The sequence below is a fragment of the Salinimicrobium sp. CAU 1759 genome, from assembly GCF_054482715.1.
Genome location: NZ_JBTLRK010000001.1, coordinates 165,306 through 189,228 on the forward strand (window position 1 = coordinate 165,306; position 23,923 = coordinate 189,228).

At 42.0% G+C, this 23,923-nt stretch carries 25 protein-coding genes; 17 read left to right on the top strand and 8 right to left on the bottom strand.

Annotated features, from left to right (window positions below):
- The first annotated feature begins 61 nt into the window (after nt 1-61).
- From ACXYMT_RS00725 to ACXYMT_RS00735, 3 genes are read left to right on the top strand one after another with little or no spacing between them, the layout of a single operon-like run.
- Nucleotides 62-1,027 (top strand): hypothetical protein, encoded by a 966-nt coding sequence (locus ACXYMT_RS00725; RefSeq protein WP_459057181.1) that lies wholly within the window; start codon nt 62-64, stop codon nt 1,025-1,027.
- Nucleotides 1,024-2,157 (top strand): glycosyltransferase, encoded by a 1,134-nt coding sequence (locus ACXYMT_RS00730; RefSeq protein ID WP_459057182.1) that lies wholly within the window; start codon nt 1,024-1,026, stop codon nt 2,155-2,157. Before ACXYMT_RS00725 ends, ACXYMT_RS00730 begins: the two co-directional genes overlap by 4 nt.
- 49 nt (nt 2,158-2,206) lie before the next feature.
- The gene (locus ACXYMT_RS00735) at nt 2,207-3,079 is read left to right on the top strand and encodes a hypothetical protein (protein WP_459057183.1); all 873 of its coding nucleotides are present in this window, start codon (nt 2,207-2,209) and stop codon (nt 3,077-3,079) included.
- 289 nt (nt 3,080-3,368) lie between these two features.
- On the opposite strand, the gene ACXYMT_RS00740 is transcribed toward ACXYMT_RS00735, so the two are convergent.
- Genes ACXYMT_RS00740 through ACXYMT_RS00755 form a run of 4 tightly spaced genes read right to left on the bottom strand, consistent with a single transcriptional unit; the run spans nt 3,369 to nt 6,775 of the window.
- Entirely contained in the window at nt 3,369-3,848 is a 480-nt protein-coding gene (locus tag ACXYMT_RS00740) for a hypothetical protein (protein WP_459057184.1), read from the bottom strand.
- Nucleotides 3,849-3,901: 53 nt separating this feature from the next.
- Nucleotides 3,902-5,065: a tetratricopeptide repeat protein gene (locus ACXYMT_RS00745; RefSeq protein ID WP_459057185.1), complete on the bottom strand. Its 1,164-nt coding sequence runs from the start codon at nt 5,063-5,065 to the stop codon at nt 3,902-3,904.
- Between the two features lies 1 nt (nt 5,066).
- The gene (locus ACXYMT_RS00750) at nt 5,067-6,413 is read right to left on the bottom strand and encodes a M56 family metallopeptidase (RefSeq protein WP_459057186.1); all 1,347 of its coding nucleotides are present in this window, start codon (nt 6,411-6,413) and stop codon (nt 5,067-5,069) included.
- Nucleotides 6,413-6,775 carry a BlaI/MecI/CopY family transcriptional regulator gene (locus ACXYMT_RS00755; protein ID WP_459057187.1) on the bottom strand — a complete coding sequence of 121 codons (363 nt, stop codon included), beginning with the start codon at nt 6,773-6,775 and terminating at the stop codon, nt 6,413-6,415. Before ACXYMT_RS00755 ends, ACXYMT_RS00750 begins: the two co-directional genes overlap by 1 nt.
- Nucleotides 6,776-6,885: 110 nt before the next feature.
- Here ACXYMT_RS00755 and ACXYMT_RS00760 point away from each other — a divergent pair, with 110 nt between their 5' ends.
- The 6 genes from ACXYMT_RS00760 (at nt 6,886) to ACXYMT_RS00785 (ending at nt 10,605) form a co-directional block, all read left to right on the top strand.
- The gene (locus ACXYMT_RS00760; protein ID WP_459057188.1) at nt 6,886-7,389 is read left to right on the top strand and encodes a DUF456 domain-containing protein; all 504 of its coding nucleotides are present in this window, start codon (nt 6,886-6,888) and stop codon (nt 7,387-7,389) included.
- Between the two features lie 101 nt (nt 7,390-7,490).
- A complete protein-coding gene (locus ACXYMT_RS00765; protein WP_459057189.1) occupies nt 7,491-7,886 on the top strand; it encodes a response regulator in 396 nt (131 codons plus the stop codon).
- A 134-nt stretch (nt 7,887-8,020) separates the two neighbouring features.
- Complete coding sequence (locus tag ACXYMT_RS00770) at nt 8,021-9,712, top strand: hypothetical protein (RefSeq protein ID WP_459057190.1); 1,692 nt, start codon at nt 8,021-8,023, stop codon at nt 9,710-9,712.
- A gap of 198 nt (nt 9,713-9,910) precedes the next feature.
- Nucleotides 9,911-10,138, top strand: a complete 228-nt coding sequence (locus ACXYMT_RS00775; protein ID WP_459057191.1) for a hypothetical protein — start codon at nt 9,911-9,913, stop codon at nt 10,136-10,138.
- 118 nt (nt 10,139-10,256) lie between these two features.
- A complete protein-coding gene (locus tag ACXYMT_RS00780) occupies nt 10,257-10,427 on the top strand; it encodes a hypothetical protein (RefSeq protein WP_459057192.1) in 171 nt (56 codons plus the stop codon).
- 25 nt (nt 10,428-10,452) lie between these two features.
- A complete protein-coding gene (locus ACXYMT_RS00785; protein WP_324720788.1) occupies nt 10,453-10,605 on the top strand; it encodes a hypothetical protein in 153 nt (50 codons plus the stop codon).
- A gap of 208 nt (nt 10,606-10,813) precedes the next feature.
- On the opposite strand, the gene ACXYMT_RS00790 is transcribed toward ACXYMT_RS00785, so the two are convergent.
- Nucleotides 10,814-11,581: an XRE family transcriptional regulator gene (locus ACXYMT_RS00790; RefSeq protein ID WP_459057193.1), complete on the bottom strand. Its 768-nt coding sequence runs from the start codon at nt 11,579-11,581 to the stop codon at nt 10,814-10,816.
- A 141-nt stretch (nt 11,582-11,722) separates the two neighbouring features.
- On the opposite strand from ACXYMT_RS00790, the gene ACXYMT_RS00795 reads away from it, so the two are divergent.
- The 4 genes from ACXYMT_RS00795 to ACXYMT_RS00810 all read left to right on the top strand — a co-directional run bounded on the left by ACXYMT_RS00795 (nt 11,723) and on the right by ACXYMT_RS00810 (nt 17,350).
- Nucleotides 11,723-12,973 carry a cation:proton antiporter gene (locus ACXYMT_RS00795; RefSeq protein ID WP_459057194.1) on the top strand — a complete coding sequence of 417 codons (1,251 nt, stop codon included), beginning with the start codon at nt 11,723-11,725 and terminating at the stop codon, nt 12,971-12,973.
- A gap of 94 nt (nt 12,974-13,067) precedes the next feature.
- Nucleotides 13,068-13,964: a YihY/virulence factor BrkB family protein gene (locus tag ACXYMT_RS00800; protein WP_459057195.1), complete on the top strand. Its 897-nt coding sequence runs from the start codon at nt 13,068-13,070 to the stop codon at nt 13,962-13,964.
- Between the two features lie 125 nt (nt 13,965-14,089).
- A complete protein-coding gene (locus ACXYMT_RS00805) occupies nt 14,090-16,462 on the top strand; it encodes a heavy metal translocating P-type ATPase (protein WP_459057196.1) in 2,373 nt (790 codons plus the stop codon).
- Nucleotides 16,463-16,954: 492 nt separating this feature from the next.
- On the top strand, nt 16,955-17,350 hold the full coding sequence (locus ACXYMT_RS00810) for a YkvA family protein (RefSeq protein ID WP_459057197.1): 396 nt from the start codon (nt 16,955-16,957) through the stop codon (nt 17,348-17,350).
- 82 nt (nt 17,351-17,432) lie between these two features.
- Here ACXYMT_RS00810 and ACXYMT_RS00815 read toward each other — a convergent pair whose 3' ends face one another.
- Genes ACXYMT_RS00815 through nirK form a run of 3 tightly spaced genes read right to left on the bottom strand, consistent with a single transcriptional unit; the run spans nt 17,433 to nt 20,292 of the window.
- Nucleotides 17,433-18,053, bottom strand: a complete 621-nt coding sequence (locus tag ACXYMT_RS00815) for an SCO family protein (RefSeq protein ID WP_459059128.1) — start codon at nt 18,051-18,053, stop codon at nt 17,433-17,435.
- Nucleotides 18,054-18,055: 2 nt separating this feature from the next.
- Nucleotides 18,056-18,835, bottom strand: a complete 780-nt coding sequence (locus tag ACXYMT_RS00820; RefSeq protein ID WP_459057198.1) for a formylglycine-generating enzyme family protein — start codon at nt 18,833-18,835, stop codon at nt 18,056-18,058.
- Between the two features lie 5 nt (nt 18,836-18,840).
- Nucleotides 18,841-20,292, bottom strand: coding sequence for a copper-containing nitrite reductase (gene nirK, locus ACXYMT_RS00825; RefSeq protein ID WP_459057199.1), 1,452 nt, complete (start codon nt 20,290-20,292; stop codon nt 18,841-18,843).
- Nucleotides 20,293-20,469: 177 nt separating this feature from the next.
- On the opposite strand from nirK, the gene ccoS reads away from it, so the two are divergent.
- From ccoS to ACXYMT_RS00845, 4 genes are read left to right on the top strand one after another with little or no spacing between them, the layout of a single operon-like run.
- Nucleotides 20,470-20,646 (top strand): cbb3-type cytochrome oxidase assembly protein CcoS, encoded by a 177-nt coding sequence (gene ccoS, locus ACXYMT_RS00830; protein ID WP_324720780.1) that lies wholly within the window; start codon nt 20,470-20,472, stop codon nt 20,644-20,646.
- A gap of 16 nt (nt 20,647-20,662) precedes the next feature.
- Entirely contained in the window at nt 20,663-22,852 is a 2,190-nt protein-coding gene (ccoN, locus tag ACXYMT_RS00835; protein WP_459057200.1) for a cytochrome-c oxidase, cbb3-type subunit I, read from the top strand.
- Between the two features lie 5 nt (nt 22,853-22,857).
- Nucleotides 22,858-23,043, top strand: coding sequence for a CcoQ/FixQ family Cbb3-type cytochrome c oxidase assembly chaperone (locus tag ACXYMT_RS00840; RefSeq protein ID WP_459057201.1), 186 nt, complete (start codon nt 22,858-22,860; stop codon nt 23,041-23,043).
- Complete coding sequence (locus ACXYMT_RS00845) at nt 23,040-23,912, top strand: cbb3-type cytochrome c oxidase N-terminal domain-containing protein (RefSeq protein WP_459057202.1); 873 nt, start codon at nt 23,040-23,042, stop codon at nt 23,910-23,912. Before ACXYMT_RS00840 ends, ACXYMT_RS00845 begins: the two co-directional genes overlap by 4 nt.
- Nucleotides 23,913-23,923 lie beyond the last annotated feature (11 nt).

Sequence of the window (23,923 nt, forward strand, 5' to 3'; positions counted from 1 at the left end):
TTGCAGGTTCAAACGTGCCGGTAATAAAAGCCCGGCAGTTATCGGGTTCTTAAATAAATTCATGCGAATAACCTCGCACAAAGCTAATCAATTCTTCTCACTAGTTCTCAAGATCCTGGTGGTATTGGCCGCAGTATCATTTATTTGGTACAGGGTCACCAGGGATGAGAGCATGGACTTCGACCGCTTTGTAGATATCCTTGATCGTTACAGGATCTTCTCCTTTACCAATATTTTAATTCTGGTGCTTTTTTCAATAGCAAACTGGTACTTTGAGATCTTAAAATGGCAAACGCTTAGCAGCCACGTAAGAGATAATTCTTTTATGCGTTCCATGAGAGAAAGCCTGGCTTCCTTTACCGCGGCGATCTTCACGCCTAGCCGGATTGGAGAATATGGAGCGAAATGTCTCTACTATGTACGGGCAGAATGGCGAAAGATCATATTCCTGAATTTCCTTGGAAATACTGCCCAGCTTTTTGCTACTTATTTCTTTGGAATAGCAGGGCTCCTTTTCCTCATTACTTCTGTAGATCTCGCATTGCCTGTATTTAATATAATTCTGGTCTCAGGACTTCTTTTTGCGCCTTTCATCCTTTACTTCGTGATGAAAAAATTTAAGATACGCCTTAAAGGATATTCCATTAAGAGGCTGGAAGAATCATTCCATAAGGTTTCTGAAGAGATCAGGTGGAAAACGCTCATTTTTGCCAGTGTCAGGTTCATCATCTTCACCCACCAATTCTACTTTTTACTGCTGCAGTTCCAGGTAGACGTATCATATCCGCTGCTTATTGCGGCTGTTTTCAGTACTTATATCCTGGCTTCCATTATCCCCACCATGATCATTTTTGATGCTTTCATTAAAGGCGGATTTGCCGTTTGGATATTCGGACTTTTACAGGTACCACAAATTATTGTACTTACCATCGTACTTACGGTCTGGATCCTCAATTTCGGCCTTCCCGGTCTTGCGGGAAGTTATTACGTCCTTAGGTACAAAAAGGCCAAGCACGCCATAACATGATCGCGGCTGCAGTAATTATTACGCTGCTTTACGCACTGGCCATGCTCTTCCTGCTCTACGGATTTTTCCAGGTGCCAGAATTCTCCGGAAAAATTTCAGCTCCAAAAACACAATTTTCGATAGTCATTCCATACCGCAATGAAGCTGAAAATCTTCAGGCGCTATTTGATTCTCTACAAAAGCTGAAATATCCCGCTGAAATGTTTGAGATCCTGGCAGTCGATGATGCTTCCGACGATAATTCGGCTGAATTATGGAAAGATTTCCGGAAGGAAAATCCTCAGCTTAACATTCGGCTACTCCAAAACATCCAAAAATCGGGAAGCCCAAAAAAGGACGCACTGGACTTAGCGATTTCAGCTTCAGAACATAATTACATTTTAACCACAGATGCCGATTGTGTGGTGCCGCAGGCGTGGCTGGAAAAATTCAACTCGATTATTGAGGAGACAGATGCAAAAGCTATTGCTGCCCCGGTAGCGCTAAAAAAAGAGGTGTCAAAAATGTCATTTTTGAGAGGCTTTCAGGAAATGGATATTTTGAGTCTGCAGGCTGCAACAATCGGCGGCTTTGGAGTCGGCCTGCCCTTTATGTGTAACGGCGCAAACTTTTGCTACTCAAAAAAGGCCTTTTTGGAGGTCGGTGGTTTTGAAGGAAACCAGGATTTTGCAGGAGGAGATGACATCTTTTTGCTGGAGAAATTCAGGCAGAAAGGTTTAAAATCAGTTTTTCTAAAATCTCCGGAAGCCATTGTACAGACTGCGGCAACAGAGACCTGGACTGCATTATTTTCCCAGCGGGTGCGATGGGCAGCAAAAGCAGCTGCATATAAATCGAATTTCTCCAAAGGCACGGGGCTTCTGGTCTTCCTGATGAACTTTTTGCTGGTAATAGCGACTGCAGGTACTATTGTTGCGGCACTACCGCTCTGGATCCTGTCTTTCATGTTTATCATAAAATTCAATATAGATTTTCTCCTGATCTATAACAGCGCCAAATTCTTTGACAGGGAACATGTGGTGAAAAGCTACTTTTTAAGCAGTATTGTTTACCCTTTTTTCAGCAGCTGGGTGGTAATTCGTTCTCTGTTTTCAGAATTCAGATGGAAGGACAGAGCTTTTAAAAAATAGGTTGCCGCTGGAAATTTTTCTTATCTTTAATTCTCTTGAGTCCCAAAAAATGCAGAAAATAAGGCTTATTCTTTTCAGCTTGATCTTCTTCCTTGCACTTCCCGCAGCTGCACAGGAAGTGTATATTATTAACAGGGACACCCTGCAGCTCAACAGGGAAGTTAAGGGACCGCTAAGCCTTTACTGGACAGAAAAAGATCACGAATATCGCTATTTCGTGCAAAAGGGTAACCGTATGGTAGAACTCCTGAACACAAATGGAGATCAGGAATATAAAGAACAGCTTGCTGCGCTTACTACAGATGCAAAGATGAGAATAGAGGATTTGCAATTTGTACTGTACAGCCTAAGGTATTTCGTTAACACGTACAATTCCAAGGTTCAGGAGGATTACGTTTTTAATGAAGCTACAGAAAATATTAAACAGCGGATTGGCTTATTTACTGGCCTTTCTAACAACATCTATACAGATAATCCTGAGAATGCACTTGCACCGGTCGCCGGCCTGGAGTATGAGTTCTACGATCCTAATCTTGCTCCAAGGCACTCCGCTTTTTTGCAGCTGCGACACAGCTTCAGGCAAAGTGATTATGATTATACTGCAACCCAAATTTCTCTTAATTACAGGTTCAAAGCTCTTTATCTAAAGCATTTTGACCTGCATGTTGATGTGCGCCTGGCGAGCTTTTATTATTCTGAAGAATCAATTGCAATTACCAATGACAACGGGGAAGTAGTGGCCATTAGAGAGGATAACGGATTCACGTTTACAGCGCCCTTTAGCTTTGGAATTGGTAGTGACATTCCCATTACATCAAACAGCTTTATCACCCTTGGATACAATGACATTTTTGCCATTGTTCTGGACACAAACGGGAATTTTCCTATTGATTTCACTGTAGGATATAAGTATAGTTTGTAGTCGGTAGACGGTAGTCGGTAGACGGTAGACGGTAGTTAGGAGTTGGAAGTATCTATCACACTTTGGTTCCAGGTGAATCTAATACCAGCGAGAGATTGCCGTGCTTCCTACAATCGCTCGCACTGACACGCAACATTAAATAAATTTTCCTATTCACCGATTACTACAGAAAGGAAGCTTTTTGAATTCCATTAGAAAATTTCACACAAAGCAGGTAAGATAAAAGAAGAGCACCAAGCAATTGTACTTTAAGTCCTGGCTCCTGACTCTTGGCTCTAGTTTCTCCTGATCATTCCGCCTTGATCACGACCGGCATCCTGAAAGTAGTTTTCACCGGAATTCCGCGTTTTGTGGCAGGATAGATCTTTGGGAGGGAATCAACACTTTCGGAAAGCCAGGTTTTGATGTCGGGCAGTTGGTTTACTATTAGAGAATCAATTTCCATGGAATCTATTGCCGCCGTTCCTTTTTCCGAAATCTTTAAATAAATATAAAGTGTATCGTCCAGAGCCTCGGTCACCACAGGTTTTTTGGCTTCGAGCCTGGAATAAAAATATTGAGAGACTTTGTTCCCAAAACAAGCTTTGGCCGCTTCAACTTCAGTAATATTACGGCACTCGGCAAAGGCTGGATAATTATCCACTTCATGCCAGTTGAAGTCACGGGTTTCTTCAATAAGGATCTCTTCCGAAGAAACTTTGCGGGTAGTTAATTCTTCGCAGGAGGAAAGCAGAAAACAAATCAAGACAAAGAGTAAAGTTTTCTTCATTGGGACAGAAACTTCTCAAAAATAGTGAATTTAAGGAGTTTGCCGAAAAAATTCTACTTTGTTCCTGAAGCTGTAGATTTCATGTGAATCTCTTCCCTTAAATCCTTTGCCCGGCGCTTCGCCAACAGCACCAGATTACGGCTGCCGTACTCCTCAAATCTTTCGAGATATTCCTGGTAATACTTAAGCCGGGTTTGAAGATCTTCGTAGTAAGAGTCGGCCGCGATGGCACGTTCATACATCGCCCGTTCATTATCGGGGTTTTCTTCAACGGCCCTTTGGAAATAAACCAGTGCTTTTTCCGGCTTTTCCTGAAGCTTATAAGTTAGCCCGATGCTGGTGAGTTCTTCGTCCACGGGCACATCTTTTAAAAGGAGAGCCTGTAGTAGATGTCCTTCAGAGTTTTCATATTCACCTTGTAGAGCATATAGCTTCCCCAGGCTATAATGGGTTTCCGGATTCTTATCCTCATAATTGAGCGCCGAATTGAAATGAGCAATCGCCTCTTCATAGTTTTTCAGGTGAAAATATGCTGTACCTGTTTTGATGTGGACAAACTCGCTGCCTGCACCAAGAGCTACTAATTTCTCGAATTGCTCAATGGCCTGTTCGTATTCCTTTTGATAATAATAAGACTGTGCAAGAATAGACAGAAGAGCGATCCCATTAGGGTTCGTTTCAAGACCCTGTTTACTCAGCCGCTCTGCACGTATTAATTTGCCCCCGGCAAGAGCACGTGTCGCAACCTTTATTAGTGCTTGTTGATGAGTTTTTTGCAACAGAATGGTAATGTTGTAATGGCTCATTGCAGTGGAATCTTTCCTCTTCTCCCGGATCAAGCCCAGCTGATAATGAAACCCGGCATTCATGGGATGTTTCTTCACAAGATTTGTGAAAATGCTATCTGCCTCCTGAAGGTTTCCGGTAGAGGAAAGCAATTTTGCATATTCCACCGCAGTTAAAAGTTTTTCGGGATTGGACTCCATGACAGCTTTGTAGCTAGCAAGAGCTGCAGAAATATTTCCGTTTGCTTTTTGGGCCTGGGCAAGTTTGAGCAGTACCGCTTCAGACTTTTGGTCTGATCTTTCCAGTTCCTTAATAGCTTCGGAATAATTCCCTACAGAATAAAGGCTGTCGGCAACAGCTAAAGCCGAAGTTTGAGCTTCGGCTTTAATGGCTATGAAAAGAAAAATAATAATTATACTTTTAAACTTCATGCTAATTGTCTGAATCTCCTTTTTCGGAAGTGTTCTTAGGAACCATGAAGTTAATTGGCACAGTGTATAGGACTGCAACTTTTTTTCCGTCATGCATTGCAGGCTCCATTTTAGGCAAAGAGTATAGTACCCGTTTTGCTTCTTCTGCAAGATCTTGATGTGGAGCTCGGGCTTCTACATCTGTCACTTCTCCATCTGCAGAAACTTTAAAGCGCACATAGACTCTGGTAAGACCTTCCAGTCCCAATTTTTTTCCAAGTGAAGTATTGAAGTTGGTATTGATGAAATTATTAATTCCCTGCGAAAAGCATTCCTTCTGTTCTTCATGAGTAGCCAAATCTTCACATCCGGGAAAAACCGGCACTTGCTCAACAACGGCAAATGGATAGTCTATAATTTGTTCCCCGGAATCGTTAGCTTCCGGGGCTGCTACAGAAGATACTTCAGATTGGGCGGCACTTTTCTCCTGACCTTTGGCAGTACTACAGGATACATACACCATCATAGCCAACATGAGCGGCAGAAGGATCAAAAATTTGAATTTTGAAGTAGATTTTGATCTGTTTTTTTGCAACATAACTATTCGTTTTTTAATGATTGAATGACTGAAGAATTGATTGATGAAAGAAATATCTTCAGTATTAAAAGCCGAATTTAAGAGCTGCTGGAAATATTCCTGTTTTTTGACATTTTTGACTACCCCTGCATCGGCGAGATATTCATGCAACGCAGAGATCCTGGACTGGTAGATATAAATAAGGGGATTGAACCAGAAAACTATTCTTAGCACCTCGAAGAACAACAGGTCCAACGTATGTTTCTGTTTTAAATGCACCAGCTCGTGAGAAAGGATCTGCTCTCTTTCCTTTGCTGAAAGTTGAGCTCCCAGAAAAATAGTATTATAAAAAGTACAGGCGATCCTTGAATTTGGAACCTCCACGATCTTCATTTCGGCTGTTTTCACCACCGGTTTATGAGCAAATAATTGCCTAAGGATCCTGAATTTGTTGAAGAAGAATCCAAGGCTAAAGAGGAATCCGCCGCCATAGACCAGCAGCCACCAATTAATAGCCTGAGGTACTTCGGCATTTGTTCCGGCAAAGCTTTGAGACGTAGCTTCAGCAGAACCGGCTCCTAAGAATACTTCGGGAAGTGTTACAAAAGTTTCCGCAGGAATGGCAGCCTGCAATGCCGGGATCTTCAGCAATGGAAGCAGTAAAGCCAGCACCGGGGTAAGTAAAAGGTACGCCCGGTTATAGGTGAAAAAGGTTTCTTTTTTCAGAAACAGCTCGTAAACCAATAGGAAAATAAGCTGAAAAGCTATGGTCTCTAAAATGTACTGTAGCATTAGTCTTCTTTTTTATTGATCTCCTTAAGGATTGCCTCAAGATCTTTAGTATCCATTTTATTCTTCTTCATAAAAAAGGATACCATACTTTTGAATGAACCATTGAAATATCCATCAATTAACTTGTTCATACTTTGGTTCGTGTAGGTCTCTTTTTCAACAACAGGGAAATAGATATAACCCTTTCCTGCCTTCCTATGGTCTACAAAAGCTTTGCTTTCGAGAATTCGAACTATGGTCGAAACAGTATTATAAGCAGGTTTTGGCTCGGGCATTTCATCTATAATGGAAGCCACGTTAGCTTCTCTCAGGTTCCAGAGGATTTGCATGATCTCTTCTTCAGCTTTTGTCAATTGTTTCATGAAATTTTCACTTAATAAGGCTAAGTTAAACTAAATATTTAGTTAAAACTAATCATTTAGTTAAAATTTTATTTCTGCCCTTTCTCTATCTTAGCCAAAAATTGACCCCTATGGACATCATTCTCCTTTGCCTGGCAGCAATTTTAATGCTGGTGGGCATACTTGGCAGCTTTCTTCCTATGCTCCCCGGTATCCCGGTGAGCTGGGCCGGTCTCCTCGTACTCCATCTCACTTCTGTAGTTCCCATGAATTACACTTATCTTGGAATAACCCTACTGGTTACCATTATCATTTTTGCCTTACAGTATGCTATCCCCGCCCTGGGCACAAAATACCTGGGAGGTAGTAAACAAGGAATGTTTGGAGCGACTATAGGATTATTCGTCGGGATCTTTATTCCAATTCCGTTTGCTATTCTTATCGCACCTTTTGTTGGAGCTTACCTCGGAGAGATCCTCAACAAAGCCGACTCCAGGACAGCCCTCAAAGCGGCTTCAGGCTCCTTCATAGGTCTGCTGGCTTCTACCTTTATGGAATTTGTGGTTACTGCCATTTTCTTCCTGCTTTTCATTTATAAAGTATGGGAATTCAGGAGCCTGCTATTCCAGTTTTAAAAGTCTGAGAAAATAATTTTTCTATCTTTGACATTACACAATAGGTTAAATTGTCAACCGCAATTTAGGATAGCCCCCGCCAAATTGCTTCACCTGCTTATATGAATTTAGACGTTATTGTTATTGATGACGATGCAGTAGTACTGTTTCTGCACAAGGTACTTATCAAAAAAAGTAAGTTGCCTTCTAATGTCAGAGACTTTATTAGTGCAGAAGAAGCGATGCACTTTTTAATTCACAGGACTTCAGACAATAACCTTCTCATCTTTCTTGATATCAATATGCCGCATTTCAACGGCTGGGATTTCCTCGACCAGATAGAAAACTTACCTGAGAAGGAAAAAATTTTTGTTGTAATGGTGACCTCTTCTATTAATGACAGCGACCGTAGAACAGCCGAAAGTTATGCCAGAGTTATTGACTATAGAGAAAAGCCTCTCTCAAAACAAGCTTGTGAAGATATCCACTTAAAGCTGCTTCCTTTACTCAAATCTTAATTTTTTTTTGTTTCTATTGGACTGCACCTCCTAAACATTAAGTTATCCTTAAAATGGACGGGTTTTAAGAATAATTTAAAAAAAATCCAGCATCCAAAGCCTTAAATTAGAATATAACCAATTAAATATCAGCTATGAAGAGGTATATTCTAATTTTATCAATTTTATTTCCCCTGAATCTTTTCGCCCAGGAAGAAGTGGGAGCTGCTGTGCTCCTGGAAGAGACTAATTTCTTTATTGCGGTAGTAGCGGGGGTCCTGTTGGCTCTAGGATTCCAATTGTTGTTGACTGCAATTTCCGTTGCCGGTGGAATTACGGCAGTAGGCAACATTCGAAAAAAAGGTCACAGCGAATCAGCCAAAGACCGTCAAAAAGCTCATCCACATGATGACGACGATGATGACGGAATGAATGTAGGGCAAAAAGTCTCTACAGGCCTGGGAGTTTGGACCCTTGTAACCACATCAATAGCACTGTTCTTTGCAAGTCTTTTTGCAGTAAAACTGGGACTTATTGGTGCAAACTTTATTGGAGCGACCTTAGGACTTGTTATATGGGCTGCTTTTTTTATGGTGGTCACTTACCTGGAAGTAAATATGATCACCTCTTTAGTGGGTGGACTGGCTTCAACAGTGAAAAGCAGTTTATCATCTGCAGGTTCTGTTTTCACCAGATCTGATGCCGGCGTAGCAAAAGAGGTTGCAAAAACCAAGGCTAAAACTGAAGCCAAAGAAATGCGTAAGCAATTTGAGGAGTTGTTCTCTACTCATGATGTAGATAAAAAAGTAGATGATTATATCCAACAATTGCAGCCACAGCGCATCGATATACAAAACCTGAAAAAGCAGATAAAAAACCTTATCACAGATATCCAGGTTACAGAAAAGGCAGATTTTGATTATCCTAATTCTGTTAAGCGCCTTGTCCTGGAAGAAGCCGAAAAAAGCTCTCTTTCCAAAGAAGATAAGGAGGCAATAAAAGACCATGTGAACAGCATAAAGAATATTGCCAAAAGCGATGCCTCTCCCGAGGAAAAAGCAAAAGCAGGAATTGAAGATCTTACTGCGGCCGACAGAGAGCAGATAAATAAGTATCAGGATAAAATAAAAGACGCTTTAAAGAATACCAACAATGGTGAATTGCAACCTGAAAAACTCGAGGAAGATCTTAAGAGGATCCTGAACGAACCAAAAGAAGCGAAGAATATTGCTAAAGCTAAGGCCAGTGCGTTTGACCGCAATACTCTGGTAAAACTTCTGGCATCTCAGGACATGGATAAAAGAGAAGCAGATCAAAAGATCTCCCAGGCCGAAAAAGTACTTAAAAAGGTACAATCATTCTTTAATGACCAGGAAAATAAAGCCGCAGCAAAAAAAGGAGATGCGCAGCAGAAAAAACAGGACCTCGAGGCAAAAGTGAAATCCATGTTCCAGAGTGGAAAGAATGACCTGAACAGGATCTATGCAGATTTCACCTCTATCTTTCAGGAGTCAGGCGCCGGGCCAGATCTAAAGTATAAGCTCGAACATTACAACAAACAGGAGATGATCACTATGATCTCCAACAGGACTTCCCTCACCCGTTCTGAAGCTGAACCTATAGCCGAAAAGATCGTTAGTGCACGGGATAATGTGCTGAAGAAGGCTTACGACATCCAGATCAAGGTCAATGAAAAGATGGCCGAAGCTAAAGAAAAAGCTCTAATTGCTGCCGAAGAATCCCGGAAGGCAGCTGCAACAGCTGCCTGGTGGCTGGTTGCTACCGGAGTGGTATCTGCAGTAGCCTCGGCTGTGGGAGGAATGTTAGCACTTGAAGGAATATTCTAATAAATATTTTCTTTTCACGAGTAGAACGAGCCATCCATTAAATGAGATGGCTCGTTTATAAATTAATCTTTAAAATTGGCATTTTAGAGACCTCATTTTAGAATCTCCTTTTGAAAAGTTGCCAAAGTGCTGCCAAATTCGGAGTAGCAGAAGCAGAAGTTTCCTACCTTGGCTGTTCAAATCCCTAAAATTTACATTATGAAATTTAAGTTGTTTATTATGTTCCTTAGCCTTAACGCTATTCTTTTCGTATCCTGTAGAGAGGAAGTAAAAGAAGAGAGAGTAGTACGTGAAGTGAGAGTTGAAAAGGAAGTTAAGGAGGAAGAAGGAAGAGAAGGTATCCTGGAGAGAACTGCCAAAGAAGTTGACAAAGAAGTCAACAAAGAAATAGACGAAGAGATTGAAAAAATCGGAGATGACAATTAAGTTATTCCTATTAAACCTTCAGCTTTAAGGCTGTTTTAGGAAAACTTTAGCATCTAAAATACTAATAATGAATAGCTTTCTATAAATTTGTTAGAACTAACCCTAAAAACCAATAGCAATGAAAAAATTAATTTTAATTTTCGCCTTACTTTTCGGTGTAAGTTCATCTTTCATTTCCTGTCGCGATGAAGCCGACCGTGGAGATCAAATTGAAGAAGCTACAGATGAACTGGAAGATAGAGGTGATGAAATAGAGGACGAGTACGATGACATGGAGGATGACATCTAACCCCTTTAAACTCTAATCACTAATCATGAAAAAGCTAATTTTCTTATTCGCCCTGTTATTTTCAATCAGCACATCTTTTGTCTCCTGTAGAGATACAGAAGAAGCCGACGATGTAGATGACATGGAATTAAATGAAGAACTTGAAGAGGAAGCTGAAGAAATAGAAGATGAGTATTAATTTTGTAACGAGGATATAAAGAGTATCTTCTATTAATACTTGTAAGTTTCGCTTTCTTAATATCTTTCATTTCCTCCCGCAAGGGTGAACAAAGCCGGTGAAAATTCCGGTTTCGATGAAGATGATGATCTTTAATAAGACAACTAACCAACTCTAACCACAGGGTTTGAAGATCCTGGAAAACGGCCTGAAATTCTCAGGCCGTTTTTTAATGCTTTAAAGTTTTGAATTCACTTTTAAGATCTTCCATTGATTGTTGCAGCTGCTTTAATAAGCTACTCTCGGAAGGCGCTTCAAGATTAAAAGTAAGCTTGCTGTTCACCTGCCACAGTTCCTGCACATCATTTACTTTTACCTCTATTGGAAGATATTCTTCATTCAACGAAATGAGGAGTAATTTAGAAGGATCTGGTAGCTTTTGAAGTTTTTTGACGAGCACGGAATCATATAGCACCACCACGTAGATCCTGTTGTTGCTGGCTTCTTCAATAGTTGGTACTGCTTTCCCCAACACCCATTCCCCGGGCCTGAAGTTAGGTAACATACTATCACCTTCGATCTGGAATCCGCGATGCGTGGCATTGCGATATTCGGGTAAAGGAATATCAAAGGCCGGAAGCTGTTGATACCACTCCACATCCTGCACATTATGCGGATAACCGGCAGCAGCTTTCACATTGACCAGTACAATATTCTCTTCTTCTGCACTGTTAAGGCTTACAACTTTAGGACTAACATCGCCTTTTGTGACCTGAAGGTATTTTTGATTGCTCTCTCCAAACAACCATAACGGGTTGATCCCGAATTGCCGCAGGAGTTCGGCAACTACCTTACCTGAAAGTTTTGTACGTCCTCTTTCAATATCGGCTGTAGAATTTTTGATCCCAAGCAGCTGAGCGAATTCAGTTTGAGTGAAATTATTTTCATCTCTTACCTCTTTGAACCTTTTAATTTCTTGTGATACGTCTGTTCCCATACTTACAAATTTAGATCTTTTTGGAAAAAATCCTACCTCTGCATTGGATAATATCCCAAAAATTTAAATTATACTGTATAACCTTAAAGAAGTAACATTCCTTTATGAAGTGCAGGACGTAATAAATCCTATTTTTCTTTAATGAAAGAACACTATTTGATCCTTGCAGGTCTGGGTTTTGCCACCATTATTATGGCCTGGCTACCTGCTTTTTCTGAAAAGCTCAAAATAAGCTCTCCAATACTACTACTGCTTATCGGGTTCGGACTCTTTGCGATTGGACTGCCACTAGGTTGGCCCGATCCTTTATGGGAAGATCAAAGCCTTATGTACTTCTCAGAAGCGCTGGTAATAATCTCCTTAATGGGTGCGGGATTAAAAATAGGTGCTCACTATAGTCTTAGGGCCTGGCGGAAGCCCCTTCTCCTTGTCTTTGTAACTATGCCTATTTGCATGATCTCTGCTTTCTTACTGGGACAATATTTTCTGTTACTCAGCCTGCCTTCCAGCCTTCTCCTGGCTGCCGTTCTTGCTCCTACAGATCCTGTTCTGGCAGCTGAAGTTCAACTGGATGACCCAATGGAGGAGGAAGAACCCGCCAGTGATATCAGGTTTACATTGACCGCCGAAGCAGGCCTGAACGACGGGATCGCGTATCCCTTTTCCTACCTGGCAGTATTGGTGGCACAAGCCGGAAGCTGGGCTGCCTTTAACTTCACTAACTGGTTATGGGACAAACTTTTACTCAAAGTAATTATAGGAGTAGCCTGTGGCTTGTTTATAGGATGGTTGATTGGTCACTTGATGGATCGCATTTATAAATATGCAGGTGTAAAGACCTTTGTCGGTTTTTTAGCCCTTTCCCTCACCTTTATGACCTACGGGGCGACCGAACTTCTTCACGGGTACGGCTTCCTGGCGGTTTTCTTTGCCGGTTTTTCCCTTCGCTACTATGAAAAAGTGGACCAGGATTACAAGAAAAAATTACATGACTTTGTACAGGAAATGGAACACCTTTTCATGGTGATATACATCTTACTCTTTGGCGGCTCCCTAATGAATGGCATGCTGGCACTAACAGACTGGAAAGGAGTTCTGTTTGCAGTCCTATTTGTCCTGGTAATAAGACCCGTAGCAGGCATAATAGGATTAGCCGGCGTTAAAGGTGACTTCAAGAGCAAACTGGCAATAAGCTTCTTTGGAATACGGGGAATAGGGTCAATATTTTATTTGTCCTGGGCCTTTGTTAGTTTTGACTACTTTGATCATAAGAATGAATTATATGCGATCACAGCATATATAATCCTTATTTCAATTATTATACATGGTTTCACAGCTCCTTCTGTAATTGGGCATTTTAAAAAGCAGGGAAAGGTAGCTGAACGGGAGTGAGAGTTTCAGGATTAACAAATGTTTATAGCAGATATTAGAAAATCTGCTACATGAATTTCTTATTTTAAGAATGTTAATTCAGAAAATGCAAATAATGAGCAAGACTTACCGTCCAAAACGTAAAATAAATAAGCCTTCTGAAATCCCTTTTTCCGGCTGGAAATCCATAGGAGTTGGAGTCAAGGACATGTTTGGTGAAGACAACGTATCAATTGTTTCAGCAGGAGTTGCTTTTTACGCTTTTCTTGCAGTTTTCCCCGCCATTGGAGCACTGGTTTCTATATATGGTTTGGCCATGGACCCACAAAGCCTTCAGGAGCAACTGCAAAAGATCTCCCAGGTGATGCCCCAGCAGGCTTTCGAGATCATACAGGCTCAACTGCAGGATCTGGTCTCAACTTCAGGCAGCGCCTTAAGCTGGAGCCTTGCTATAGGGATTCTCTTAAGTATCTGGAGTGCTAACAAAGGCACAAAATCCCTTTTTACAGGTATCGATATTGCATACAACACATCTAATGACCGCGGATTTATAAAACAGAATGCGCTTACCCTGCTCTTTACTTTTGGAGCCGTTTTACTGGTAATCCTAAGTTTAGGGGTTATTGTACTATGGCCGGCCATGGTAGACAAAATCCCACTTCCATCTACCATTAAAGGTCTTATTTCCTGGCTGCGTTGGCTTGTTCTTGCAGCAATAGTGGTGTTTTTCCTCGGCGCTGTTTATCGCTATGCGCCCGCCAAAAAGAAGCCAGATTTTAAATGGGTCCTTCCCGGGGCTATTCTGTCTACTTTTCTATGGCTCATTGCCTCCTGGGGATTTTCATTTTACGTCAAAAATTTTGGAAGTTACGGGGAAGTCTACGGCTCCATCTCGGCAGTAGTAGTGATGCTGCTATGGCTTTTCCTTACAAGCCTGATTATCCTTTTGGGTGCCGAAGTCAATTCTGAAATTGAAAAATACTCCAGATCCCAAGTGGTACATAACGAATAGCCCCGTAAAAGGTTTCTTTTCAAAAATGTCATTTTTGAAGGTCATGGTTTAAAATATGACCACAATCATATTTTCCAACCTGCTCATTTTCAACCTTTGTACCCGGTACGAAACGAGCAATTTTTATGGAGGAACTTTCTTGCTATCACTGTGGTGATACCATAAAGTCATGCATCACCTTTGACGACAAATCTTTTTGTTGCAACGGCTGTAAGACCGTTTATGAAATTTTTTCAGAGAACGGCCTTGCTTCCTATTATGACTTGGAGGCTGCACCGGGTGCGGCACCAGCGAAGTATGAAGGTAAATATGATTTCTTAAGCAACGAGCAGATCGCCGACAAGCTCCTGGAGTTCAATGACGGCAACGTACAGGTGATCTCCCTATATATTCCGCATATTCACTGTAGTTCCTGCATCTGGATCCTGGAAAACCTCAACAAGCTCAAGCCAGAGATCACTGCATCCCAGGTTGATTTCCCGAAAAAGACCCTCCGTATCACCTATAATTCTGAAAAACTTGATTTAAAGGAGCTCGTCTTATTCATAAGTAGCATTGGCTATGAACCATATATAAGCCTGGATGACACTGAGACCGGAAAGAAAAAGATCAATCGTGGCATCATCTATAAACTTGGGGTAGCTGGTTTCGCCTTTGGAAACGTGATGTTCCTTTCTTTTCCTGAATATTTTGAAGTAAATGAATACTGGCTGGAGCAGTATAAAGGGCTATTTAGATGGCTCATGTTCGCTTTCTCCCTGCCGGTAGTTTTTTATGTTGCGCAGGATTATTTCATTTCAGCATATAAAGGCCTTAGAGCCGGAATTCTCAATATTGATGTGCCTCTTGCGCTAGGGGTCCTGGTGCTTTTCATTCGAAGCACCATAGAAATAAGCTTTGACTGGGGCACAGGATTTTTTGATAGCCTTACCGGACTGGTATTCTTTCTTACCCTGGGAAAATTCTTTCAGCAAAAGACCTACAATTTTCTCTCCTTTGAGAGGGATTACAAGTCGTACTTCCCTATAGGAATTACCCGCATAAATTCCGACGGAAAGGAAGAAAGTATACATGTTCACGACATTGAAAAAGGGGATCGCATTTTAATAAGAAATGAGGAACTTATTCCTGTAGATGGAATTCTCATCAATGGGAACGGCAGGATTGACTATAGTTTTGTGACAGGAGAATCTGAAGCTGTTCAAAAAGAATCGGGAGATAAACTATTTGCAGGCGGGCGACAGGTTTCGGGAATGATTGAAATGGAAGCTTTAAAATCTGTTTCTCAAAGCTACCTCACCAAATTATGGAGCAACGATGTATTCCAGGTAAAAAAAGAAGATTCTTTTACTTCCTTTATCAACCACATCAGCAAATATTTCACCATTGTACTTTTATTGCTCGCATTTTCGGCTGCGGCATTCTGGGCGTTTTTGGATGTTGCTACCGCTGTTAATGTTTTCACTGCGGTTTTGATCATCGCCTGTCCCTGCGCCCTCGCCATGTCTACCCCTTTTACTCTGGGTAACCTCCTGCGAATCTTCGGAAACAAGAAGTTTTATCTGAAGAACGCCGGAGTTATTGAGCAGCTGGCAAAAGCAGATAGTCTCATTTTTGACAAGACCGGAACTATAACCTCCAACAGGAAAAGCAGTATCAGCTATGAAGGACTAGAACTTAGCCCGGAAGAAGAATCTCTTCTGAAAAATACGCTTCGTGCATCCAACCATCCTTTAAGCCGCACCTTATACGACATGCTGGCTGAATATGATATTACTCCGCCTGAAGAATTCCGCGAGATAACAGGAAAAGGAATAGAGAGCTTACACCAAAAACAGACAATGAAAGTGGGATCGGCTGAATTCGTTGGAAGCACAGTTACAGCTCCTTCCTTAAATACTTCGGTGCATGTTAGCGCCAACAATGAATATAAGGGCCGGTACATCTTCTTCAATGAATACAGGGAAGGAGTTGAAGAACTCTTCTCTGGACTTGCGCCGCATTATTATCTTTCAATTCTTTCAGGAGACAATGAGGGCGAAAAAGCCAGACTTGAAAAAATGCTCCCCGGCAAAACTGCAATGCTCTTCAATCAAAAACCTGAGGACAAGCTCGCTTATATAAGTTCCCTTCAGCAAGAGGGCAGGAAGACAGTAATGATAGGTGACGGTCTCAACGATGCAGGTGCACTGGCCAAAAGTGAAGTTGGGATCGCACTTTCAGAAAATGTGAATGTCTTCTCCCCTGCCTGCGACGCCATACTTGATGCAAGTAGGTTTGGAAGCCTTTTAAAGTTCATTCGAGCCTCTAAAAAAGGAATGAAAGTGATAAAAATAAGCATGGTCCTGTCTTTTCTGTATAATATTGTGGGACTCTACTTCGCTGTGACAGGTCGGCTTTCCCCGGTGATCGCGGCTATTCTCATGCCATTAAGTTCGATTTCAATTATTGCTTTTACCACGGTTTGCACTAACCTTATTGGTAGAAAGATCAAATAAAAAATAGAAAATCAGGACTTAGTTTTCAAACCTGAGTAGCAGCAGGATGTTAAATTTCTTTCCTGCTTATAAAATTCTAAGCAAAACTTTGGAAAGGATGTCAAAAAACTGCTACTTTAGGAAAGTGATTAAATTATTTGTTTTCCTGTCGTAAGGCAGGGAGGGCCAACGAGAAAGCAATCCCCTACTTGCTTCTTGTTGTTTTTCACTTCTCCAAAAGGCCAACTCTCAACCTTCCTTTTTAAAGCAATATTTCAAGTTCATTTCTGTTATCGAAGATTCAGGTCCTTATATTTCCAATAAAGAAATTCAAAACTAAGCTTCCAAAAATGTCATTTGAGAACAAAAAAATCTGAATGCACAAAAGATCGTATTGAAAACTTCTTTGCAGGCCAAGAGATCCTAGGAAAATCCGGGGTTTCAAAAAAGGCATTTTTGAGAAGTATTTCTTGCAACAGGTATTGATTAGGTAGATATGGAAATGCAGGTAAAATGAGACACCGGTGGGAACAACTAAAGAAAATGGCTGCCGACCTGAAGCAGGAACTAAAGGCCCTGCGGGTCGCTCTTACCGAAGATCTTGTACCATGGTATGTGAAGGCTCTTATCGTTTTTACGGTAGCTTATGCACTAAGTCCCATCGATTTGATCCCCGATTTTATTCCGGTGCTGGGTTTGTTGGACAACCTTATACTGCTACCATTGCTTATTTATCTTATCCTCAAATTCATACCTATCCAGGTAATGGCCTACTGCCGGGAAAAGGCCAGGACCACGGAATTCAGCCGTAAAAGTAATTTCTTTGCCGGTACGTTAGTGGTTATTATCTGGCTTCTTGTGCTGGTGTGGTTGCTTGAGCAGTTCTTTCCTCAACTATTACCTTTATAGAGGCATTATTCTAAAAGCAAAAAAAAGGGCTTCCAAAAATGTCATTTTTGAAAGTCCTTTAGTTCTGATCTAAAATCTCTTTTTAATTTGAAACTTCCATATTTATAGCCTCCACAGTTTCGGTATTATCTACTCCAAGACCTTCCTGCTGGTGAACCAATACTCCTTCCTCATCAAAAACGCTGATGATGTTGGAGTGGGAAAAGTCAATTGGAGAGATCCTCTTATAGCTTACCGCCAGTACAGTGGCAAATTCACGGGTATCTTCAGGTGTACCCCGAAGGAACATCCAGTGGTCATCCATCATCTCGTTCTCCTTAGCAAAGGCATTTAGTCGCTGCGGGGTATCGGTTTCAGGATCTATGCTCACCATGATGAATTTTGTTTTTCCGAGGTATTTTTGAGGCACCTGCTTTTCGATATTCCGCATATCGGCAATAAGACGTGGGCAGGCAGCTTTACAGGAGGTGTAGATCATAACCATGACCAGCACGTTGCCACGCAGATCTTCAAGCTGAATATGCTCATTGTCCTGAGTGGTCCAGGTTGAGGGCAGGTTATATATAGAAAGTTCAGGGATCTCTCCCGTCACCTCCTCTGTATTCACTGCCATTTCTTTCTCTACTTGCGCCTCCTTCTTTCCGGCATTATTACATGCTGAAAAAAGAACAACTGATAGCATTATAAAAACTACTTTTTTCATGGTCATAATTCTGTTTTTTCAATATCCTGAACACATCTAAACCCGAGGTTCTTTACTGAATATTTTGCTTTTACACTTCCGCGGAAGGCATAGCGCATAAAGGCTGCATAATTCATAAGATCTGTAGCGCCAACTGCGGCCGCCCCGCAAAAGAGATTATTATCGCCGGTGCTGTCCTGTCTTGATTCCCCACCTATCATCACCGAATTAAAATCGGCCGTCCACTCCCAAACCAGGCCGTGAAGATCATAGACGCCCCAGTAATTCTTAAAGGTCTCGCCTATGGGATTATTAAAGGTAGCAGGAGTTTCATACCAGCTCAAGATATACTGGTTGTATGATTTCTCGGTTCGGGCATCGGGGCTGGTCTCATTGGCCATGGCCACATATTCCCATTCATCTACGGTAGGCAATCTCTTACCCTGACACTCGCAGTAGTTCTTCGCTGCGAACCAGGAAACATTGGTCACAGGAGAATTTGGCAGCATTCCTTCGCCAAGACTAAGATCGCTTTTCCAGCTTCGCAGGTAATTATCATCAGCAAACAGCTTCTTGACCTGGGATTTTCTCCACCGTGGATTATCCTCTACGAATTTCAGAAACTCGGCATTGGTCACGGGATAGACATCCATTTTAAAATCTCCAACAGGAACCTTTGTTGCTGTTCCATAGAGGGGAAGGAACTCCCCTCCAAGAACCTCGACCATAGAACCAGACTGGCTATAAGCCTGGCTCTGGATCATTGTAGCGATGCAAATTGCCAATCTGGTTAAGGTCTTCATCTTTATTATTTTACTTCTTTCACCATTTCGGGAGTAACCTCTTGCTTATCGTTGCCCCAATTATTGTAGACATAGGTCAATACATTGGCAATATCCTCGTCGGAAATGTTCTGCTTAGGCATGGCGCTATTATATACATTCCCATTCACCTCGATTTCACCGGTCAAACCAAATTTCACTACTTCGATAGCACGATGTACATCGGCATTTAGGTAATCTGATTCTGCAAGTGGAGGAAAGGCATTTGGGATCCCCGCTCCAGTAGCCTGGTGACAGGCAAGACAGTTTTGGGTGTAGACCTGTTTTCCTCTTTCCATTTTTTCGGCTAAAGAAGTGCTGGCAACAGGTGCAGTTTCAGAAGCTTCTTCGGTCACCTCGGTAGCAGTTACTCCGGGGTTATAAACTTTTTCTTCGATCTTTCCACCGAATACCTCTTCATTTTCCTCACCTTCAACTTTGAGGATACCCAAAGCACCTTTGTTGAATGCTCTAAAAATTGAGTGGTCAACCAACACTAGATTTCCGGGAACTTCCACCTTGAACTCAACGATTGCAGCTCCCCCGGCAGGAATAAGAGTGGTTTGAACGTTCTCGTTGATCATACTACCTCCTTCGAGGTAAACCTTATCAAAGATCTCCCCGATCACGTGGAAGGAAGACACCAGGTTTGGTCCACCGTTACCTACGTACAAACGAACAGTTTCACCAACTTTGGCAGTTAAAGCATTGTCGCCCGTAAGTCCGCCAACTTTTCCATTAAATACTACGTAATCTGCATCCTCATCAACAGCTTTCTGCATGCTGAAGGGCTGTAAGCCTCTTTCGCCATTCTCGCCTTCGGTGTAGAAATCTCCCTGCATTACATAATATTCTTTATCAACAGGAGGAAGACCACCTTCCGGCTCAACAAGAATAAGCCCGTACATTCCGTTCGCGATGTGCATCCCTACAGGAGCGGTAGCACAGTGGTAAACATATAACCCCGGATTCATTGTTTTAAAAGTAAAAACAGCTTCATGCCCCGGAGCTACAAAAGAAGATTCAGCTCCACCACCAGGTCCTGTCACTGCGTGAAGATCGATGTTGTGCGGAAGTTTACTGTCCGGGTGATTCTTCAGGTGGAATTCTATCTCGTCTCCTACCCTGGTTCGGATGAAGCTTCCGGGAACGCTTCCGTCAAATGTCCAATAGACGTAGGAAACGCCGTCGCTCATTTCCATTTCTTTTTCAACTACCTCCATATTTACAATAAGTTTGGTAGCAGCTCTTTTTCCCACGGGTCTTGGAACCATAGGAGGAGCAGTTAATTCGGCTTCACTCTCTCCATATACTTTCATTAATTGAGGATCCTCTTTGGCAGCCACTGCTTTTTCACAGGCGCTAAGTAATCCTGCTACGACTGCCGCAAGGAAGAAGACATATACAAATCTCTTTTTAAAGTGTTTCAGATTTTTCATGATCAGATGAATTAAAAAATTATTTCAGACACAAATGTCTTAATTAGGTTCGCATTGAAATATGAGCCTAATCATATATGCCTGAATTTTTTACGGAAGCAATTTGGACAAACCTGACCGAAATCATATTTACCAAATATCAATGCCTGTAGCTTTGCCCCCTATATATAAATAGGTATGAGCGTCATCTATTTACTCCTTACAATAAGCATTATTGTAGCGGTAGTGTTTTTCGTTGTTTTTATTCTTGCTGTGCGCAATGGTCAGTTCGACGATGACTACACCCCTTCTGTGCGTATTCTTTTTGAGGATGAGCTTGTAAAAGAGAAATCAACAAAACCGAGTAAAAATTAATCTAGACAATTAAAAAATGGAATTGCAACAGTTCTACTACGACAACAAAATCGTAAAAAAATTCCTCTACGCAACCCTTTTTTGGGGAGTGATTGGGATGTTAGTCGGGCTTCTTTTAGCTTTCTTATTTCTGTTTCCTAATCTTACCGACGGGATCTCCTGGTTGAGCTTTGGACGTTTACGCCCATTACACACCAACGCAGTGATCTTTGCCTTTGTAGGGAATGCTATTTTTGCCGGGGTCTATTACTCCACCCAGCGACTGCTAAAGGCCAGAATGTACAGTGACATACTGAGTAAAATTAACTTTTGGGGCTGGCAATTAATAATTATTGGAGCTGCCATTACTTTACCATTAGGCTTTACCAGTTCCAAGGAATACGCAGAGCTGGAATGGCCTTTTGATATTGCTATTGCTGTTGTTTGGGTAGTATTTGGCTGGAACCTGATCGCAACGATCTTTAAGAGAAGACAGAGGCATCTTTATGTAGCTATCTGGTTCTACATTGCCACATTTGTCACTGTTGCGGTCCTACACATCTTTAATAGCCTTGCTATCCCGGTTGGATTGTTCAAGAGTTACTCTGTTTATGCAGGGGTACAGGACGCACTGGTACAGTGGTGGTACGGGCATAATGCTGTGGCCTTTTTCCTTACGACTCCGTTCCTGGGCCTTATGTACTACTTCATACCAAAAGCTGCCAACAGGCCGGTGTACTCCTATAAACTATCTATTATCCACTTCTGGTCCTTAATATTTATCTATATCTGGGCAGGACCTCACCATTTATTGTATTCTTCTTTGCCAGACTGGGCTCAGAACCTGGGAGTGGCATTTTCGGTAATGCTGTTGATGCCATCCTGGGGTGGTATGATCAACGGGCTTCTTACTCTTCGTGGTGCATGGGATAAAGTAAAGACAGATCCTGTTCTTAAGTTCATGGTAGTTGCCATTACGGGATACGGGATGGCTACCTTTGAAGGACCAATGCTTTCCTTAAAGAACGTAAACGCCATTGCCCACTTTAGCGACTGGGTCATTGCACACGTACACGTTGGTGCACTTGCCTGGAACGGGTTCTTGACCTTTGGTATGGTCTACTGGCTTGTTCCAAGAATGTTCAAGACAAAACTTTATTCGATCAAACTTGCCAATGCACACTTTTGGACAGGCACTTTAGGTATTATCCTTTATGCCCTTCCAATGTATGTTGCTGGTTTTGTACAGGCTTCTATGTGGAAACAATTCAATCCCGACGGGACCCTTGTCTACGGAAATTTCCTTGAGACAGTGACCGAGATCATGCCAATGTACTGGTTCAGAGCTATTGGAGGTAGTATGTATATCTTCGGAATGTTCATCCTGTTGTGGAATGTTTACAAAACGATCCAAACCGGAACCGAAGTTACAGACGAACTGGCAGAAGCTGCTCCTTTACAAAAGATAAGCAACAGAAGACTCGTAGGTGAAGGATTCCATACCTGGCTGGAGCGCAAGCCGGTACAGCTTACCATCCTTGCCACGATCGCTATCCTTATTGGTGGAATTATCCAGATAGTACCTACCATCCTTGTAAAATCCAATATTCCGACCATTACCAGCGTGAAGCCCTACACTCCGCTGGAATTGGAAGGAAGGGACATTTATATTAGAGAAGGCTGTGTATCCTGCCATTCACAAATGATACGTCCATTCAGAAGTGAAGTCGAGCGTTACGGTGAGTATTCAAAAGCAGGAGAATATGTTTACGATCATCCATTCCTGTGGGGAAGTAAACGAACCGGACCGGACCTGATGAGAATTGGTCAGAAATATTCAGACAACTGGCACTTTAATCACATGTATGATCCACAAAGTACATCGGCAGGATCGATCATGCCGGGCTACAAATGGCTCATCACAGATGAACATGACCGTTCTTCAACAGAAGACAAAATGAAGGCTATGGTCAAGTTGGGAGTTCCTTATACCGAGGCTGAGATCGCAAATGCACAGGCCCATATGGAGGAACAAGCCTATCAAATCCAACAGAACCTTTACAGCGACCCAGATTTTGTCGCCACTTATGAAGCCGACAAGAATTATGCAGAAGAGCACGGGCTGGAATTCGTGGAAATGAAAGACCGTGAGATCGTTGCCCTTATCGCTTATATACAGCGACTGGGAACAGATATTAATGTGGTGAATTCAACAACTTCAAACTAACTATCATGCTAAAATTCGTAAAAGGACATATGGAAAGCATAGCGGGGATAGAGATCTATCCGATCCTTTCCCTGCTCATTTTCTTCCTCTTTTTTGTAGCACTTTTTTGGTGGGTCTTCACTGCCAAAAAAGATTACATCCACAGTGTAGAACAAATCCCATTAGAAACAGATAACGACCAGAAATTATGAGACATGCAATTCCAGCCTGGATAAGGATTTCAGTTCTTTTCCTCATCATTGCGGGAGCCCTAGAATATTTTGTAGACTCAGGCGATAACTACGCCTTTATTGAGTACCCTTTGCTTGGCGGCGTATTATTGGTGATCCTGTTGTTCCTCATAGCTGCTGAAGTTATTCTGGGAGCAGTTGAGAATATCATGTTCCAGTCACTTTCACCCGAAGCTAAAGAGCGCTATATGGTAGCTCAACAAAGGAGGATGGAAAAATATGATCTCAAAAGGAATTATCGCAAAATGGCAGGAACCCGTCCCATTTCCGAAGAAGGGGAGCTGGAACTTGATCACAACTACGACGGCATCAAAGAACTTGATAATAAGCTTCCACCATGGTGGTTGTACTCCTTTTATATTTCGATAATCTTTGCAGCAGGGTATTTGGCTTACTACCATATCCTGGGTGGTGAGAGTCAGGTGGCAGAATTTGAGCAGGAAATGCTCGCTGCCCAAATTGCCTTAGAAGAGTACAAGAAAACAGCACCCGATCTTGTGGATGCAGACAATGTTGAACTTTTAACAGATCCTGGAGATCTGGAAGAAGGTGCGGCAATATACCAGGTAAACTGTATGGCTTGTCACTCTGCCGATGGTGGTGGCGGTATTGGCCCCAACCTCACAGATGAACACTGGATCCTGGGTGGCGGAATCAAGAATGTTTTCCAGACCATTAGTGAAGGAGGACGTGCAGGTAAAGGTATGATCGCCTGGAAATCTACTCTCAAGCCTGCAGAGATAGAGAAAGTATCAAGTTACATTTTAAGCCTGCAGGGAAGAACACCTGCTAACCCGAAAGAAGCCGAAGGAGAGATCTGGACAGAGTAATAATTACTCAT